A 16,168-nucleotide genomic window follows, 5' to 3' on the forward strand; every position below is an offset into this window, starting at 1 on the left:
GGTGCAGTGCCTTCCGGGAACGCTTCAAGCGCTGATGCTCAGGAATTGGGGTTGTTGCGACAGCGCCTGCAGGTTGATCTCCTGCCAGAAGGCGCCGCTGGCGTCGGTGTAGCCGCTGCCGAACCAAGCGGGTGCATCGGCCGACGGCGCCTCCCCGGACACGAAGGCGTCGGGGTTGCGCAGGCCGGCGAGACGATCGATGAGGAGCGCGCAGTTGACCTCGAGGCCGGCGTTCAGCGCCACCAGGCGCGCCTCGGCGCGGCCGATCTCGGTGCGCGGCGCGGGCGCGCGGCCGCTGGCGTAGCTGCCCAGGTCGACGATGCCGTACAGGCCGCCGCGCAGGTTCGCGACGCCCAGGAACCACGGCTGCGTGTAGGGGACCTGCTGGGGCGGGGCGAACGGGAAGATCTCGCCGGACTGGGCGAGCGGAAACAGGTAACGGGAGCCGGCGGCCTCGACGGCCAGCCAGGAAGACTGCACCCCCTCGGCCCGCGCGGCCTGCATCCGGGTTGCCAGCCGGCTCTGGAGTTCGCGCAGGGCTTCGCGATTGGCCATGGTCGTGCCGGCGACCGGGTCAGCCCAGGGCCTTGATCTTCGCCATCAGTTCGTCGGCGTCGACCGGCTTGGTGATGTAGTCGCGCGCGCCCTGGCGCATGCCCCACACGCGGTCGGTTTCCTGGTTCTTGCTCGTGCACATGATGATGGGCACGTCGGCATACAGCGGATCGCGGGTGATGGCGCGCGTGAGCTGGAACCCGTTCTGGCCGGGCATGACCACGTCCATCAGGATCAGGTGCGGCTTGTCCTCCGCGAGGCGGCGGAACGCATCCTCGGCGTTCTCGGCGGTCTTGACGGTGAAGCCGCTCTTTTGCAGCAGGTCCGTCATGAACATCAGCTCGGTCTTGGAATCGTCCACGACGAGCACTTTCTGGATCGGCATTCTCACTCCTGATTTGAAGGCGCCGCGTTGGCCGCGCCGGCGGCGCCGAACTGCTGCACCGTCTGCAACAGCTGGTCCTTGGTGAAAGGCTTGGTAAGGTAGTCCTGCGAGCCGACCATGCGGCCGCGCGCCTTGTCGAACACGCCGTCCTTGGACGACAGCATGACCACGGGGGTGGCGGCGAACCTGGCGTTGCGCTTGATGATGGCGCAGGTCTGGTAACCGTCCAGGCGCGGCATCAGGATGTCGCAGAAGATCAGATTGGGCTGGTAGTCGTTGATCTTGGCCAGCGCGTCGAAGCCATCCTCGGCCAGCATGACCTCGTGGCCGCCCTGCTTCAGGAAGATTTCCGCACTCCGCCGGATCGTGTTGCTGTCGTCGATCACCAGCACCTTGAACCCGTTCGTGCTCACTTGACGCTGCTCCTCATTTGTAACTACCCGGGGCTTGCATCGTCGTCCGGAAGACCCGAAACGAAGTGGCCCTTCTCCCTCAGATCTGCACCATCTCGAAGTCCTCCTTGCGGGCTCCGCATTCAGGGCAGGTCCAGTTCATTGGCACCTGGTCCCACGGCGTGCCGGGGGCGATGCCATGGTCGGGGGCACCGGCGGCTTCGTCGTAGATCCAGCCGCAGATCAGACACATCCAGGTTTTCGCTTCAGTCACAGCTTAAAGGGCCTTCGAATAGAATGCAACGATTGTATCGAGGGCACTTGCGGCGGTTTTGCACAGTGCCGATGCCTGGATGATTCAGGCCAATGACCAACCCTTCCCCCATCACCACCGCTGACGTCACGCAGGACAGCGCCGACGACAGTCCCGCGTGCGTGATGGTGTTCAACGCCAGCGACCCGAGCGGTGCCGGCGGGCTCGCGGCGGACGTCACTGCCATCGCCTCGGTGGGTGCGCACGCACTGCCGGTGGTCACCGGCGCGTACGCCCGCGACACGGCCGAGATCCTCGACCACTTCCCGTTCGACGAGGAGGCCGTCGCCGAGCAGTCCCGCACCATCCTCGAGGACACGCCGGTGCAGGTGTTCAAGGTGGGCTTCCTCGGCAGCCCCGAGGCGGTGAGCGTCGTCGCCGGCATCGCCGCCGACTACGCCGACGTCCCCGTCATCGCCTACATGCCCAACCTGGCCTGGTGGGACGAATCGCAGATCGACCTGTACCTCGATGCCTTCCGCGAACTGATGCTGCCGCAGACCACGGTGCTGGTGGGCAACCACAGCACGCTGTGGCGCTGGCTGCTGCCCGACTGGAGCAGCGACCGCAGCCCCACCGCGCGCGACATCGCCAAGGCGGCCTCCGAAGTGGGGGTCGCGTACACGCTCGTGACGGGCATCCCGTTGCCGGACCAATTCATCGACAACGTGCTTGCCACGCCACAGTCGGTGCTGGGCAGCGAGAAGTTCGAGCGCTTCGAAGCGGTGTTCTCCGGCGCCGGCGACACCCTGTCGGCGGCCCTGGCGGCGCTGGTGGCCAGCGGCAGCGACCTGGCCGCGGCCGCCACCGAGGCCCTGGCCTACCTGGACCGGTGCCTGGACGCCGGCTTCCGGCCCGGCATGGGCAACGTGGTGCCCGACCGCCTGTTCTGGGCCCAGCCCGAGGGCGAACCGGGCGACCTCACCGACGAAGAAGCCCAGGCCCTGCAAGTCCTGGACATGCCCGCGCATGACACCAAGCACTGACCGCAACCAGCAACTGTTCGACCGCGCGCGCCGCATCATCCCCGGCGGCGTCAATTCGCCGGTGCGCGCCTTCCGCGCCGTCGGCGGCACGCCACGCTTCGTGCAGCGCGCCGAGGGCGCCTATTTCTGGGACGCCGACGGCCGCCGCCACATCGACTACATCGGCTCCTGGGGCCCGATGATCCTGGGCCACGGCCACCCGGCCGTCGTCGAGGCGGTGCAGCGGGCCGTGCGCGAAGGCTTCTCGTTCGGCGCGCCCACCGAACGCGAGATCGAACTGGCCGAAGCCATCGCCGCCGTCCTGCCCGGGCTGGAGATGGTGCGGCTGGTCAGCTCCGGCACCGAGGCGGCGATGAGCGTCATCCGGCTGGCGCGCGGCGCCACCGGCCGCAGCAAGCTGGTGAAGTTCGAGGGCTGCTACCACGGCCACGCCGACGCCCTGCTGGTCAAGGCCGGCTCCGGCCTGGCCACGTTCGGCAACCCCACCAGTGCCGGCGTGCCGCCGGAAGTCGTGCAGCACACCCTGGTGCTGGAATACAACAACCTGCCGCAGCTCGAGGAAGCCTTCGCGCTGCACGGCCCCGACATCGCCTGCCTGATGATCGAGGCCATCGCCGGCAACATGAACTTCGTGCGCGCCGACACCGCGTTCATCCGGCGCTGCCGCGAGCTGTGCACGCAGCACGGGGCGCTGCTCGCGTTCGACGAGGTGATGACCGGGTTCCGGGTCGGCCTCGGTGGCGCGCAGGCGCACTACGCGGCGCAGATCCCGGGCTTCCGCCCCGACCTCACCGTCCTGGGCAAGGTCATCGGCGGCGGCATGCCGCTGGCGGCCTTCGGCGGCCCGCGCGCCATCATGGAGCAGCTGGCTCCCCTGGGGCCGGTCTACCAGGCCGGCACGCTGTCCGGCAACCCGGTCGCCACCGCCTGCGGACTGGCCACGTTGCGCGAGGTCACCAAGCCCGGGTTCTACGAAGCCCTGGCCGCCAGGACCCGCTCGCTCGTCGACGGCCTGGCCGGTGCGGCGAAGGCGGAGGGCATCCCCTTCTGCGCCGACAGCGAGGGCGGCATGTTCGGCTTCTTCCTGCTGCCGCAACTGCCGCGCAACTACGGGCAGGTGATGCAGACCGAGGGCGCACGCTTCAATGCCCTCTTCCACGGCCTCCTGGACCGCGGCGTCTACATCGCGCCGGCGCTGTACGAAGCCGGCTTCGTCTCGGCCGCGCACAGCGAGCAGGACATCGCCGACACCGTGGCCGCGGCCCGCGAGGTGTTCGCCACCCTGGCCTGACCGCCTTCGCGCACCCGGACAAAAGGGCGCCGCGGCGCCCTTTGTCGTTATGCGCGCTCCGTTCAGTGGCGGAAGTGGCGCACGCCGGTGAACACCATCGCGATGCCGCGTTCGTCGGCCGCGCCGATCACCTCGGCGTCGCGCATGCTGCCGCCGGGCTGCGCGACGCAGGTCGCGCCGGCGTCGATCACCACGTCCAGCCCGTCGCGGAACGGGAAGAAGGCGTCGCTCGCCACCACCGTGCCGGCCATCGACAGCCCGGCGTTGCCGGCCTTGATGCTGGCGATGCGGGCCGAGTCGATGCGGCTCATCTGGCCGGCGCCGACCCCGATCGTCATGCCGTCCCTGCAGAACACGATGGCATTGGACTTGACGTACTTGGCGACCTTCCAGGCGAACAGCAGGTCCTGCAGCTGCGCCGGCGTCGGCGCCTTCTTCGTCACGACCTTCAGTTCGGCCAGCGTCATCTCGCGGTTGTCGGCGGTCTGCATCAGCAGCCCCGAGCCCACCCGCTTGACGTCCATCAGGTTGCGGCCGTTGTCCCAGTCGCTGCGGCCGCCCGGCGGCAGCGCGATCTGCAGCAGGCGCACGTTGGCCTTGGCCTGGAACACCGCCAGCGCCTCGGGCGAGAAGCCGGGCGCCATCAGCACCTCGACGAACTGCTTGGACACCGCCTGCGCCGCGGCGCCGTCCAGCGGCCGGTTGAAGGCGATGATGCCGCCGAAGGCGGAGGTGGGGTCGGTCTTGAACGCCTTCTCGTAGGCCTCCAGCGGCTGCGCGCCGAGCGCCACGCCGCAGGGATTGGCGTGCTTGACGATGACGCAGGCCGGCGCGTCGAAGCTCTTGACGCATTCCCAGGCCGCATCGGCGTCGGCGATGTTGTTGTACGAGAGCTCCTTGCCCTGCAGCTGCACGGCGGTGACCAGCGAGCCGGGCGCCGGGTACAGGTCGCGGTAGAACGCCGCCTGCTGGTGCGGGTTCTCGCCGTAGCGCAGCTCCTGCAGCTTGACGAAGCGGCCGTTGGCCTGGCCGGGGAAGGGCGAGCGGGTCGCCGTCCCCGGCTCCGCGCCGGGCGCGCCCTGCAGGCTGGACAGGTAGTCGCTGATGGCGGCGTCGTAGTTGCTGATGCGGTTGAACGCCGCCACCGCGAGGCCGAAGCGGGTCGCATCCGACAGCTGGCCGGACGAGCGCAGCTCGGCCAGCACGGCCTCGTACTGCGCGGCGTCGGTCAGCACGCCCACGTCCTTCCAGTTCTTGGCCGCGCTGCGGACCATGGCCGGGCCGCCGATGTCGATGTTCTCGATCGCGTCCTCGAGCGTGCAGCCGGCCTTGGCGACCGTGGCTTCGAACGGGTACAGGTTGACCACCAGCAGGTCGATGGTGTCGATGCCGTGGGCCTGCAGCGCCGCCCGGTGCTCGGGCAGGTCACGCCGCGCGAGCAGGCCGCCGTGCACCTTGGGATGCAGGGTCTTGACGCGGCCGTCGAGCATTTCGGGAAAGCCGGTGACCTCGGCCACCTCGGTCACCGGCAGGCCGGCGTCGGCCAGCAGCCTGGCGGTGCCGCCGGTGGAGATCAGGCGGATGCCCAGCGCGTGCAGGCCGCGGGCGAACTCGAGGAGTCCGGTCTTGTCCGAGACGGAAAGGAGTGCGTTCATGGGGAGGTTCGACATTGGCGTTGAGCGGCGGGCGGCGATGGGTGGCGGTTCAGGTCACGCCCCCACCGCAGGCTCAACCTTTCAGGAGTTTGTGCTCGACGAGCTTCTTGCGCAGGGTGTTGCGGTTCAGGCCCAGCCATTCGGCGGCGCGCGACTGGTTCTGGTCGGCCCTGGCCATGACCACCTCTAGCAGCGGCTTCTCGACCACCTTGACCAGCATCTCGTACATGCCGTCCGGCTCGGTCCCGCGCAGGTCCCGGAAATACCCTTCCAGGCTGTTGCGTACGCACTCCTCGATCTGCTTCTTGCTCATGCGTCTTGTTCTTCGGTCGCTTCTTGGTCGTGTGGTGCGGTCACCGGCAGGCGGTCGCCATGCAGGGCGGCCAGGCGGTCGAAGAACTCGCCCACCGCGCGCCATTGCACGGCGGGGTCCTCGAGCGCGTTCATGCGGTTGCGGAAGTCCTCGCCGCCGGGCAGGCCGCGCACGTACCAGCCGATGTGCTTGCGCGCGCTGCGCACGCCGGTGAATTCGCCGTACAGGGCGTAGTGGTCCTCGAGGTGCGCCAGCAGCAGGCGGCGGACTTCGGCCACCAGCGGCGGCGCCAGGTCCTCGCCGGTGGCCAGGTGGTGGGCGACCTCGCGGAAGATCCAGGGCCGCCCCTGTGCCGCCCGGCCGATCATGACGGCGTCGCAGCCGGTGGCGGCCAGTACCGCGCGCGCCTTGCGCGGCGAATCGATGTCGCCGTTGGCGACCACCGGGATGCGCACCGCGTCCTTGACGGCGGCCACCGTGTCGTACTCGGCGCAGCCCTTGTAGCCCTGCTCGCGCGTGCGGCCGTGCACGGTCAGCATGCGCACGCCCGCGGCCTCGAACGCCCGCGCCAGCCGCACGGCATTGCGGTTGTGGGCGTCCCAGCCGGTGCGCATCTTGAGCGTGACCGGCACGCCGCGCGGCTCGCAGGCGGCGACCACGGCCTGCGCGATGGCGAGCGCCAGCGGCTCGTCCTGCATCAGCGCGGAGCCGGCCCACTTGTTGCACACCTTCTTGGCCGGGCAGCCCATGTTGATGTCGATGATCTGGGCGCCGCGGTCGATGTTGTAGGCGGCGGCCTCGGCCATCATGGCCGCGTCGGTGCCGGCGATCTGCACCGCCACCGGCCCCGGTTCACCCTCGTGGTTGGCGCGGCGCGAGGTCTTCAGCGAGTTCCACAGGTCGCGCCGCGACGTCACCATCTCACTGACCGCGTAGCCGGCCCCCAGCTGGCGGCACAACTGGCGGAACGGCCGGTCGGTGACGCCTGCCATCGGCGCGGCGAACAGGTTGTTCGCCAGGACGTACGGGCCGATGTGCATGGGGGAAGGCGGGCGTCGCTGCTGAAAAATGAGGCACGATTGTATGCGCGCCGCCTGACGCGGCCGCCGGGCGGTGACTGCGTACGCACCTACAGGTTTTCGGCACTTGACTGCCGTAACATGCGCGCGCATGCAAGAGTGGCTCGACTCCATGCTGGCGTTGCTGGCACTTCCCCGCTTCGGGCTGTCGACGCTCTTCATCGTCTCGTTCATTTCGGCCACGCTGCTGCCGATGGGATCGGAGCCGGCCCTGTTCGGCCTGATCAAGCTCAACCCCGACCTGTTCTGGCCCGCCGTGCTGGTGGCGACGGTGGGCAACACGCTGGGCGGCATGCTCGACTGGTGGCTCGGCTACGGCGCCCACCAGGTGGTGGACAAGTGGGGCCATTCGCGTTCGCACCTGAAGGCGATCGAGTGGCTGGAGCGGCTGGGCCCCAAGGCCTGCCTGCTGGCCTGGCTGCCGGTGGTGGGCGACCCGCTGTGCGCGGTGGCCGGCTGGCTGCGCATGCCGTTCTGGCCCTGCACCGCCTACATGCTGGTGGGCAAGTTCGCCCGCTACATCACCATGACCGGCGCGCTGATGTGGGTCTTCCCCGGCGGGCTGCCGGGACTGGGCGGCTGAAGGCGGCCACCCTTGCGGTGGCCGCGCTGCGCCGCCGCGTCAGACGTTGAACAGGAAGTTCATCACGTCGCCATCCTTGACGACGTACTCCTTGCCCTCGCTGCGCATGCGGCCGGCGTCCTTGGCGCCCTGCTCGCCCTTGTACTGCACGTAGTCCTCGAAGCCGATGGTCTGGGCCCGGATGAAGCCGCGCTCGAAGTCGGTGTGGATGACACCGGCGGCCTGCGGCGCGGTGGCGCCGATGCGCACGGTCCAGGCGCGCACTTCCTTCTCGCCGGCCGTGAAGTAGGTCTGCAGCCCCAGCAGCTTGAAGGCGGCGCGGATCAGGCGGTTGAGCCCCGGCTCCTCCTGGCCGATCTCGGCGAGGAACATCTGCTTGTCCTCGTCGCTCATGTCGGCCATCTCGGCTTCCATCTTGGCGCAGATGGCCACCACCGGCGCCTTCTGCGCATCGGCGTAGGCCTGCAGCCGGTCGAGCAGCGGGTTGTCGGTGAACCCGCCCTCGTCGACGTTGGCCACGAACATGGCCGGCTTGGCCGTGATCAGGAACAGCGGCTTGAGCAGCGCCTGCTCCTCGTCCGAGAACGACAGCGTGCGCACCGGCCTGCCCTCGTTCAGCGTGGCCTGCACCTTGGTCAGGACCGCGACCAGCTTGGCCGCCTCCTTGTCGTTGCCGGACTTGGCGGCCTTGGTGTAGCGCGCCAGGCTCTTGTCCACCGTGCCCAGGTCGGCCAGGCACAGCTCGGTCTGGATCACCTCGATGTCGGACACCGGGTCGACCTTGCCCGACACGTGGATGACGTTCGGGTCCTCGAAACAGCGCACCACGTTGACGATGGCGTCGGTCTCGCGGATGTGGGCCAGGAACTGGTTGCCCAGCCCCTCGCCCTTGCTCGCGCCGGCCACCAGCCCGGCAATGTCGACGAACTCGACGATGGCCGGTACGATGCGCTCCGGCTTGACGATGCCGGCCAGCTGGGCGAGCCGCGGGTCAGGCAGTTCGACGATGCCGACGTTCGGCTCGATGGTGCAGAAGGGATAGTTCTCGGCGGCGATTCCCGCCTTGGTGAGGGCATTGAACAGGGTCGACTTGCCCACGTTGGGCAGGCCCACGATGCCGCACTTCAAGCTCATGGCAGTTCCAGACAGACAAGCGCCGCAGTGTATGCCAAGCCCCCGCGCCGCCCTGGCGCTGCGGTCGCTCCTCGTCCTGCTCGCCGCCTGGCTCTGCACCGCCGCGCTGGCCGCCGCGCCGGCGCGCGATGCCCCCGTCCTGCTCAGTGACGGCCTCGGCCTGCTGCGGGCCGACGCCCTGGCGCAGGCCTGGCTCGACCCCACCGGCATGGCCCTGGTCGACGAAGTGGCGCAGGGCCCCGACCGCTTCGCCCCGACGGTGGCCGACGCGATCTACCCGCTCGGCCCCGGTTCCGCGCTGTGGTTGCGCCTGCGCCTGCAGCGGGCCGAGGGCGAACGGCTGCACTGGCTGGTGGTCGTGCCCAACCCGCTGGTCGACCAGGCCACCGCCTGGCAGCGCGACGAGCGCGGCCGCTGGAAGGGCCTGAGCGCCGGCGACACCCTCGCCGTCGAGCGCTGGCCCGAGGCCGGCCGCTACCCGGCGTTCCGGCTCGAGCTGCCGGCCGGCCAGGCGCGCGAGGTCTATCTCCAGCTGCGCAGCGCCATCCCCACCGCCGTGCCGCTGCGGCTGGCCAGCGACAGCGCCCACACCCACCAGCTGCAACTCGAATACCTCGGGCTGGGCGCCGCCTACGGCGCGCTGCTGCTGCTGATCGCCGCCTGCCTGGCCCAGAGCTGGGCCTTCAGCGACAAGGTGTACGGCTGGTACGCGCTCTACGCGGCCCTGAGCACGCTCAGCCTGATGGCGTACACCGGCGTCGCCGCCCACCTCCTGTGGCCCTGGTCCGGCCTGCTGGCCGACGCCGCGCCGGGTTGCCTCTCCATGCTGGCCGCCGGCGCCGCCATCCTGTTCGTGCGCCGGCTCACCGGCATCGCGGCGCGCCATGCCCGCCTGGACCGCAGCGCGTTCCTGCTGGGCTGGGGCGGCACGCCGCTGGCCATCGCCTACCTGCTGCTCGACCGCCGCGCGGCGCTGGACCTGCTGGCGCTCTACCTGCTGGCGGCCACCACCCTGAACATGCTGGTCGCCGGGCTGGCCTGGCGGCGGCGCGACCGGGTCGGCCTGTGGGTGCTGCTGGCCAACCTGCCGCTCACGCTGGCGGTCGGCACCGCGATCCTGCGCCTGTTCGGCATCCTGCCGGTGGCGTTCGCCACCCAGTACGCGGTGGTCCTCGCCATCGTCGCCGAGGTGCCGCTGCTGCTGGTCGCGCTGTCGCTGCGTTCGCGCGACCGGCGCGGCGCCGAGATCCGCGAGCAGGCGCTGTCCAGCCACGATGCGCTCACCGGCCTGCTGGCGCCGCACATCTTCCGCGACCGCCTGCAGCAGGTCACGCAACGCTACAAGCGCCACCAGGAAGATGCCGCGGTGGTGTTCATCGACCTCGTCAACTACGGTCGCATCAAGGCCGTGCACGGCTCGGCCGTGGCCGAGCAGAGCCTGCTGCGCAGCGTCATCAAGCTGCGCCGCGTGCTGCGGGACGTCGACACGGTCGGCCGCGTCGGCGAGGCGCGCTTCGGGCTCATCCTGGAAGGCGTGACCTCGCGCACCAGCGTCACCGACCGGGCGGCCCGCCTCATCGCGGCCGGCCTCATGCCGCTGCAGGGCCTCAAGCCCGACGTCACGCTGCAGTTCCACGTCGCCGCCGTGCTGCTGCGCGAACGCATGGCCGAGCCGCAGGAGATCGAGGCGGCGCTCGATGCCCTGATGGGGTCGATGTCGCCGCGCACGCGGCGCCCGATCCGCTTCCTCAAGCCCGAGGACACCCAGCGGATGCCGCTGGAGACCGACAGCGAACTGCCCGGCGATCCGTTGCCGGCCGCCCGCTAGCGGCCGGGGCTCAGTCGAAGGCCCAGTTGCCGCGCACGGCCTGGCCGACCCGCAGCAGCACATCCTCGCCCTCGGCGACGATGGCATTCATCCCGAAGCTCACCGCGCCGCCCAGGCGCTGGTCGGCCCGGTAGCCCTGCAGCGTGTCCAGCACCTCGGGGCTGCTGTGCGCCGTGGCCGGGTCGATGTTGGGAATGGGGCAGCGCGGGCAGGGCTTGACCAGCCGCAGCGCCACCGGCGCATCGGCCTGGACCTGCAGGGTCTCCACCCGGTCCTCGTCGTGGGCCTCGATGCCGGCCAGCACCACGTTGGGCCGGAAGCGTTCCATGGTCACGGCCGCATGGCCGGCAGCCAGCAGGCGCTCGTTCAGGCCGGCCAGCGAGGCTTCGCTGGTCACCAGCACCGGGTAGCCGTCGCTGAACTGGTTGGGCGCCTCGGTGCCGCCGGTCCAGCGCGGATCGGACAGGCGCCGGTGCTCGGGATCGAACCGCACCAGCCGCAGCCGGGTGCCCAGGAAATCGCTGAACCACTGGGCCGCGATGTCGCCCATGTCGTAGGCGGCGACCTCGTCGTCCCAGACCCGCACCTTCACCGCCGCCTCGACCGCATCGATCGACAGGTGCAGGGCCAGCATGCCGGGGGCGCGCAGGATGACCTCGTGGAGCTTGAGCTGCGGACGCACCAGCGCCAGGCGCGGCAGTTCCCGCTGTGTCACGCCGGTCCCATCGGCGTCGACCACCATCCAGGCACGGTCGAGGTCCAGCCCCGCCTCCGTGAGCACCGCCTCGCGCAGCTCGACGCCGGCGCAGGACTTGACGGGATAGACGAACAGGCGCGCGATGCGCGCTTCGAGAGTGGAGGGATCGGCAGGCATGGCAGGGGTCGAACGCAACCGCGCGATTGTGCCCGCGCCCGCCCGGCCGGGGCCGGCGCCTAGAATCCCGGCCATGGCGGCTGCTCTGGATGTCTGTCTCCGCGGCGCGGGCATCGTGGGCCGCACGCTGGCCCTGTTGCTGGCCGGCCAGCGACTGCGCGTCGGCCTGGTCGATGCCCCCCCGTCCCCCTCGCACTCCGACGTGCGGGCCTACGCGCTCAATGCGGCCTCGCGCCAGTTGCTCCAGGGCCTGCGCGCCTGGCCCGACGAGGCCCATGCGACGCCGGTGCTGGGCATGGAGGTGCATGGCGACGACGGCGGCGAGGTCCGCTTCGCCGCCGGCCCGGCGCCGGCCCTGGCCTGGATCGTCGACGTGCCGGCGCTCGAGCAGCGGCTCGGCGAGGCGCTGCGCTACCAGCCGCTGGTGACCCCGCTGGCGCAGCCGGAGCCGGCCGCGCTCACGGTCATCTGCGAAGGACGGGACAGCGCGACCCGGGCCGCCTTCGGCATCGAACACGACGTCCAGCCCTATGGCCAGGTGGCCGTGGCGGCGCGCTTGGCCTGTGAGAAACCGCATGGCCATGTGGCGCGCCAGTGGTTCGCCGGCGGCGAGGTGCTCGCCCTGCTGCCGATGGGCGGGGCCGCGCCGCCGTCCGGCGGGAATGAGGTTGCCCTGGTGTGGTCGGTCCGGCAGGATCGCCGCGAACCCCTGCTGCAATGCGACCCGGCCGACTTCGAGGCCCAGGTGCAGGCCGCCAGCCACCAGGCGCTGGGCAAGCTCACCCTCACGAGCGTGCGCGCCGCCTGGCCGCTGCAGGTGGCCACGGCGCGCCGCTGGTGCGGCCCCGGCTGGGTGCTGGCCGGCGACGCGGCGCACAGCGTGCACCCGCTGGCGGGCCAGGGCCTGAACCTCGGCCTGGCCGATGCCCGGGTGCTGGCCCAGGTGCTGCAGGACCGCGACTACTGGCGCGGCCTGGGCGACCTGAAGCTGCTGCGCCGCTACGAGCGGGCGCGCCGGGCCGACGTGCTGGCCATGGGCGCCACGACCGACGGGCTGCAGCAGCTGTTCGCGCAGGACCACACGGCCTGGGTGGCGCTGCGCAACTGGGGCATGAGGGCTTTCGACCGCAGCGGTCCCCTGAAGGACTGGGTGGTCCGGCAGGCCGCGGGACGGCTGTGATGGACAAGACAGGAATGACGATGACACGCACCAAGACCGCGTGGCTGGCCGCGCTGCTGCTGGCCAGCCTGGGGGCTGCCGCCCAGGAAGCCACGATCCGCAAGAACCTCGCCGAGCGCGTGCCGCAGATGGGCAAGGTCGATGAGGTGACCAAGTCGCCCATGCCCGGCATCTACGAAGTGCGCGTGGGCACCGACCTGTACTACACCGACGCCGAGGGCAACTACGTGGTGCACGGCCAGATGGTCGACACCAAGCAGCGCCGCAACCTCACCCAGGAACGGATCGAGAAGCTGACCGCGATCGACTTCGAGACGCTGCCCTTCAAGGACGCCTTCACCATCGTGCGCGGCAACGGCAAGCGCAAGGTGGCGCTGTTCGAGGACCCGAACTGCGGCTACTGCAAGCGCTTCGAGCGCGACCTGCAGAAGGTCGACAACGTCACCATCCACGTCTTCCTGTACCCCATCCTGGGCGACGATTCGGTCGTCAAGTCGCGCAACATCTGGTGCACGCGCGACGCCGGCAAGACCTGGACCGACTGGATGGTGCGCGACAAGGCGACGCCCGCGGCGCCCGCGACTGGCTGCGACGCCTCCGCGCTGGACCGCAACCGCGAGCTCGGCCGCCGGTTCCAGATCACGGGCACGCCGACCCTGGTCTTCACCGACGGCCGGCGCGTGCCGGGCGCCATCGGCGCCAGCGACGTCGAGAAGCTGCTCGCCGAAGCCAAGTGAGTCCGCGCCCGCCCGCAGGACCGCCCTGGCGGCTGCACTACCGGGTGGAGGCCGCCGACCTCCACGCCCACCTGTTCCACGTCACGCTCACCATCGAGCAGCCGGCCGCCGAGCAGCGTCTGTCGCTGCCGGTCTGGATTCCCGGCAGCTACCTGGTGCGCGAGTTCGCCAAGAACCTGCAGCGTCTGGTGGCGCGCCAGGACGGCCGCACGGTGCCCCTGCAGCAGCTGGACAAGTGCACCTGGCAGGTCGGCTGCATGGCCAGCAGCCCGCTGGTGCTGACCTACGAGGTGTACGCCTTCGACAATTCGGTGCGCACGGCCTGGCTCGACGCCAACCGCGGCTTCTTCAACGGCACCAGCCTGTGCCTGCGGGTGCACGGCCAGGAGGCCGATCCGCACGCACTGGAACTGGTGTCGCCGCGCCCCGGCTGGGAGGCGGCCACCGGGCTGTCGCCCTGGCGCGCCGGCAAGCGCGGCTTCGGCATCTACCTGGCACAGGACTACGACGAACTGGTCGACTGCCCGGTGGAGATGGGCACCTTCTGGAGCACGGAATTCAGGGCCGGCGGCGTGCCGCACCGGCTGGTGGTGACCGGCGCCACCGAGTCGCTGGACGCCGACCGGCTGGCCGCCGACGTGCAGAAGGTCTGCGAGACCGAGATCCGCTTCTGGCACGACCGCAAGCGTCCGCCGCACAAGACCTACCTGTTCCTGCTGAACGTGGTCGACGACGGCTACGGCGGGCTGGAGCACCGCAACTCCACCGCCCTGATCGCCGCCCGGCGCGACCTGCCGCGGCTGGGCGAGGCGCGGGCGGCCGACGGCTACGTCACGCTGCTGGGCCTTGTGAGCCACGAGTACTTCCACACCTGGAACGTCAAGCAGCTGCGGCCGGTCGAACTGGCCCACTACGACTACGCGCACGAGAACTACACGCCGCTGCTGTGGTTCTTCGAGGGCTTCACCAGCTACTACGACGACCTCCTGCTGCGCCGCGCCGGGCTGATCGACGAGGCCACCTACGTGCGCCTGCTGAACAAGACCATCAACCAGGTGCTGCAGACGCCGGGGCGCGAGGTGCAGTCGCTCGCCCAGGCGAGCTGGGATGCCTGGATCAAGTACTACCGCCAGGACGAGAACACGCCCAACGCGACGGTGAGCTACTACGCCAAGGGCTCGCTGGTCGCGCTGTGCCTGGACCTGACGCTGCGGGCCGAGGGCCACACCACGCTCGACGAGGTGATGCGGGCGCTGTGGGTGCGCTGCAAGGCCGGGCCGATGGCCGAGGCCGACCTGCTGGCCGTGCTGCGCGAGCTGGGCGGCCGCAGCTTCGCGCGCGAACTGGCGGCCTGGGTGCATGGCACGCGCGAACTGCCGCTGGCCGACCTGCTGCAGAAGCAGGGCGTGTTCGCGCTCGAGGAGCCGGCGCAGCTGCAGCAGCGCCTGGGCGTGCGCACCGAGGAGAGTGGCGGCACCGTCCGGCTCAAGACCGTGCTGCGCGGCGGCGCGGCCGAGAGCGCCGGCCTGGCGGCCAACGACGAATGGCTGGGCGTGGAGGTGGCGGGCACGGCCTGGCGCATGGCCAAGCTGGACGACCTGCTGCTGTATGCCGGCACGCACCGGCGCGTGATCGCGCTGGTGGCGCGGGATCGCCGCATCCTGCGGCTCGAGCTGCACCTGCCGGCGGCGGTCACCACCTGGCGGCTGGTGCTACGCGACGCAGCGCAGGCACAGCCATGGCTGGCCCTCCAGGCCTGACCCGCGGCAGCGGCCTGCGGCTGGCCGCCCTGCTGGCGGCCGTCCTCGTCATGCACGGCATCGCGCTGCAATGGGTGTCGCGCCTGCACGCCCAGTCGTCCGCACTCAAGCCGATGGCACCGCCGCTCTACACCCGGCTGGTGGTGCCACAGGCCCCGCCGCCGCCGGCGGCAGCCCCGGCCGCCGCCGAACCGGCGCCCAGCCGGCCGACGGCGCGGGTGCGGCCGGCGCGCCCCCAGCCCAAGCCGCGTCCCCCGACCGAGCCGGTCCCGGCCACCGCCCCGGCAGCGCCGGAGCAGCCTGCGGTGCCCCCGGACACCATGGCCCAGGCGGAGCCGGAGCCGCCGGCCGCGGCCGCTTCGGCACCCGCCACAGCCGCCTCGGCTGCCGCGCCGGCGGAACCGGCCGTGGTGGCGGCGTCGGCGCCGCAAGCCGGCGCCAGCGCCCCCGGCGCCGGGGTCGCGTCCACCTGGCCGCCCGACACCCGCCTGCGCTACCGGCTGGGCGGGCGCTTCCGCAGCGGGGAACTGCATGGCGACGCCCGCGTGCTGTGGCAACGGGACGACACGCGCTACCAGGTCCGGGTCGAGGTCGACGTCGGCTTCCTGGCCAGCCTGGTCATGACCAGCCAGGGCGAGGTGGGCCCGACCCTGCAGCCGCAGGCCTACGAGGAGCAGCGCAACGGGCGGCCGCGCGGGCTGCGCATCGGCGAGCGCGAGATCCTGCTGGCCAACGGCAACGTGATCGCCAAGCCGCCGGACGTGCAGGACACGGCCAGCCAGTTCGTCGAGCTGGCGCACCGCTTCGCCACCGGGCGCGACCGGCTGGAAGTGGGCAACGCGGTCACCTTCTCCATGGCGCGCCCCGGTGCGGTCGACCTCTGGACCTACGACATCGTCGAGCGCGAGGTGCTCGCCACCAAGCTGGGGCCGATCGAGGCCTTCCACCTGAAGCCGCGGCCGATCGCCAACCCGCGCGGCAACATCACGGCCGAGATGTGGTTCGCGCCCGCGCTGCAGTACCTGCCGGTGCGCATCCGCGTCAACATGGGCGACGAGGCCCAGGTCGACCTGCTGGTCGAGGCCATCGACCAGAAGTGAGGG

The 16,168-nt window shown here is 70.9% G+C and carries 17 protein-coding genes; 8 read left to right on the forward strand and 9 right to left on the reverse strand.

Annotated features, from left to right (window positions below; all coding sequences use genetic code 11):
- Nucleotides 1-24 precede the first annotated feature (24 nt).
- The 4 genes from GON04_RS12215 to GON04_RS12230 all read right to left on the reverse strand — a co-directional run bounded on the left by GON04_RS12215 (nt 25) and on the right by GON04_RS12230 (nt 1,585).
- Complete coding sequence (locus tag GON04_RS12215; RefSeq protein WP_157398122.1) at nt 25-555, reverse strand: chemotaxis protein CheW; 531 nt, start codon at nt 553-555, stop codon at nt 25-27.
- 19 nt (nt 556-574) lie between these two features.
- Nucleotides 575-940 (reverse strand): response regulator transcription factor, encoded by a 366-nt coding sequence (locus GON04_RS12220; RefSeq protein ID WP_157398123.1) that lies wholly within the window; start codon nt 938-940, stop codon nt 575-577.
- Between the two features lie 2 nt (nt 941-942).
- Nucleotides 943-1,353, reverse strand: coding sequence for a response regulator (locus tag GON04_RS12225; RefSeq protein WP_181654013.1), 411 nt, complete (start codon nt 1,351-1,353; stop codon nt 943-945).
- A 79-nt stretch (nt 1,354-1,432) separates the two neighbouring features.
- Complete coding sequence (locus GON04_RS12230) at nt 1,433-1,585, reverse strand: rubredoxin (protein ID WP_157398508.1); 153 nt, start codon at nt 1,583-1,585, stop codon at nt 1,433-1,435.
- A gap of 113 nt (nt 1,586-1,698) precedes the next feature.
- On the opposite strand from GON04_RS12230, the gene thiD reads away from it, so the two are divergent.
- Both thiD and hemL read left to right on the forward strand, forming a co-directional pair.
- Entirely contained in the window at nt 1,699-2,631 is a 933-nt protein-coding gene (thiD, locus tag GON04_RS12235) for a bifunctional hydroxymethylpyrimidine kinase/phosphomethylpyrimidine kinase (RefSeq protein ID WP_157398124.1), read from the forward strand.
- Nucleotides 2,615-3,922, forward strand: coding sequence for a glutamate-1-semialdehyde 2,1-aminomutase (hemL, locus tag GON04_RS12240; protein ID WP_157398125.1), 1,308 nt, complete (start codon nt 2,615-2,617; stop codon nt 3,920-3,922). The genes thiD and hemL overlap by 17 nt, the downstream gene beginning before the upstream one ends.
- A 62-nt stretch (nt 3,923-3,984) precedes the next feature.
- Here hemL and purH read toward each other — a convergent pair whose 3' ends face one another.
- The 3 genes from purH to dusB all read right to left on the reverse strand — a co-directional run bounded on the left by purH (nt 3,985) and on the right by dusB (nt 6,930).
- Complete coding sequence (gene purH, locus GON04_RS12245; protein ID WP_157398126.1) at nt 3,985-5,577, reverse strand: bifunctional phosphoribosylaminoimidazolecarboxamide formyltransferase/IMP cyclohydrolase; 1,593 nt, start codon at nt 5,575-5,577, stop codon at nt 3,985-3,987.
- A gap of 73 nt (nt 5,578-5,650) precedes the next feature.
- Nucleotides 5,651-5,890, reverse strand: a complete 240-nt coding sequence (locus GON04_RS12250; protein ID WP_157398127.1) for a Fis family transcriptional regulator — start codon at nt 5,888-5,890, stop codon at nt 5,651-5,653.
- Nucleotides 5,887-6,930 (reverse strand): tRNA dihydrouridine synthase DusB, encoded by a 1,044-nt coding sequence (dusB, locus tag GON04_RS12255; protein ID WP_157398128.1) that lies wholly within the window; start codon nt 6,928-6,930, stop codon nt 5,887-5,889. Before dusB ends, GON04_RS12250 begins: the two co-directional genes overlap by 4 nt.
- Before the next feature lie 130 nt (nt 6,931-7,060).
- On the opposite strand from dusB, the gene GON04_RS12260 reads away from it, so the two are divergent.
- A complete protein-coding gene (locus GON04_RS12260; protein WP_157398129.1) occupies nt 7,061-7,552 on the forward strand; it encodes a YqaA family protein in 492 nt (163 codons plus the stop codon).
- 39 nt (nt 7,553-7,591) lie between these two features.
- On the opposite strand, the gene ychF is transcribed toward GON04_RS12260, so the two are convergent.
- Nucleotides 7,592-8,686, reverse strand: a complete 1,095-nt coding sequence (gene ychF / locus GON04_RS12265; protein ID WP_157398130.1) for a redox-regulated ATPase YchF — start codon at nt 8,684-8,686, stop codon at nt 7,592-7,594.
- A 31-nt stretch (nt 8,687-8,717) separates the two neighbouring features.
- Between ychF and GON04_RS12270 the strand changes: the two genes are divergently transcribed.
- Complete coding sequence (locus GON04_RS12270) at nt 8,718-10,514, forward strand: sensor domain-containing diguanylate cyclase (RefSeq protein ID WP_181654015.1); 1,797 nt, start codon at nt 8,718-8,720, stop codon at nt 10,512-10,514.
- Between the two features lie 10 nt (nt 10,515-10,524).
- Here the strand turns inward: GON04_RS12270 and GON04_RS12275 are convergent, their stop codons facing one another.
- Complete coding sequence (locus tag GON04_RS12275) at nt 10,525-11,388, reverse strand: MOSC domain-containing protein (protein WP_157398132.1); 864 nt, start codon at nt 11,386-11,388, stop codon at nt 10,525-10,527.
- Nucleotides 11,389-11,461: 73 nt separating this feature from the next.
- Between GON04_RS12275 and GON04_RS12280 the strand changes: the two genes are divergently transcribed.
- Genes GON04_RS12280 through GON04_RS27080 form a run of 4 tightly spaced genes read left to right on the forward strand, consistent with a single transcriptional unit; the run spans nt 11,462 to nt 16,165 of the window.
- The gene (locus GON04_RS12280; RefSeq protein ID WP_157398133.1) at nt 11,462-12,568 is read left to right on the forward strand and encodes an FAD-dependent monooxygenase; all 1,107 of its coding nucleotides are present in this window, start codon (nt 11,462-11,464) and stop codon (nt 12,566-12,568) included.
- A gap of 20 nt (nt 12,569-12,588) precedes the next feature.
- Nucleotides 12,589-13,305, forward strand: coding sequence for a DsbC family protein (locus tag GON04_RS12285; RefSeq protein WP_157398134.1), 717 nt, complete (start codon nt 12,589-12,591; stop codon nt 13,303-13,305).
- Complete coding sequence (locus GON04_RS12290; protein ID WP_338050944.1) at nt 13,302-15,065, forward strand: M61 family metallopeptidase; 1,764 nt, start codon at nt 13,302-13,304, stop codon at nt 15,063-15,065. Before GON04_RS12285 ends, GON04_RS12290 begins: the two co-directional genes overlap by 4 nt.
- Complete coding sequence (locus tag GON04_RS27080; protein WP_157398135.1) at nt 15,044-16,165, forward strand: DUF3108 domain-containing protein; 1,122 nt, start codon at nt 15,044-15,046, stop codon at nt 16,163-16,165. Before GON04_RS12290 ends, GON04_RS27080 begins: the two co-directional genes overlap by 22 nt.
- The last annotated feature ends 3 nt before the right edge of the window (nt 16,166-16,168 follow it).

The organism is Ramlibacter pinisoli (assembly GCF_009758015.1).
Taxonomy (GTDB): Bacteria; Pseudomonadota; Gammaproteobacteria; order Burkholderiales; family Burkholderiaceae_C; genus Ramlibacter; species Ramlibacter pinisoli.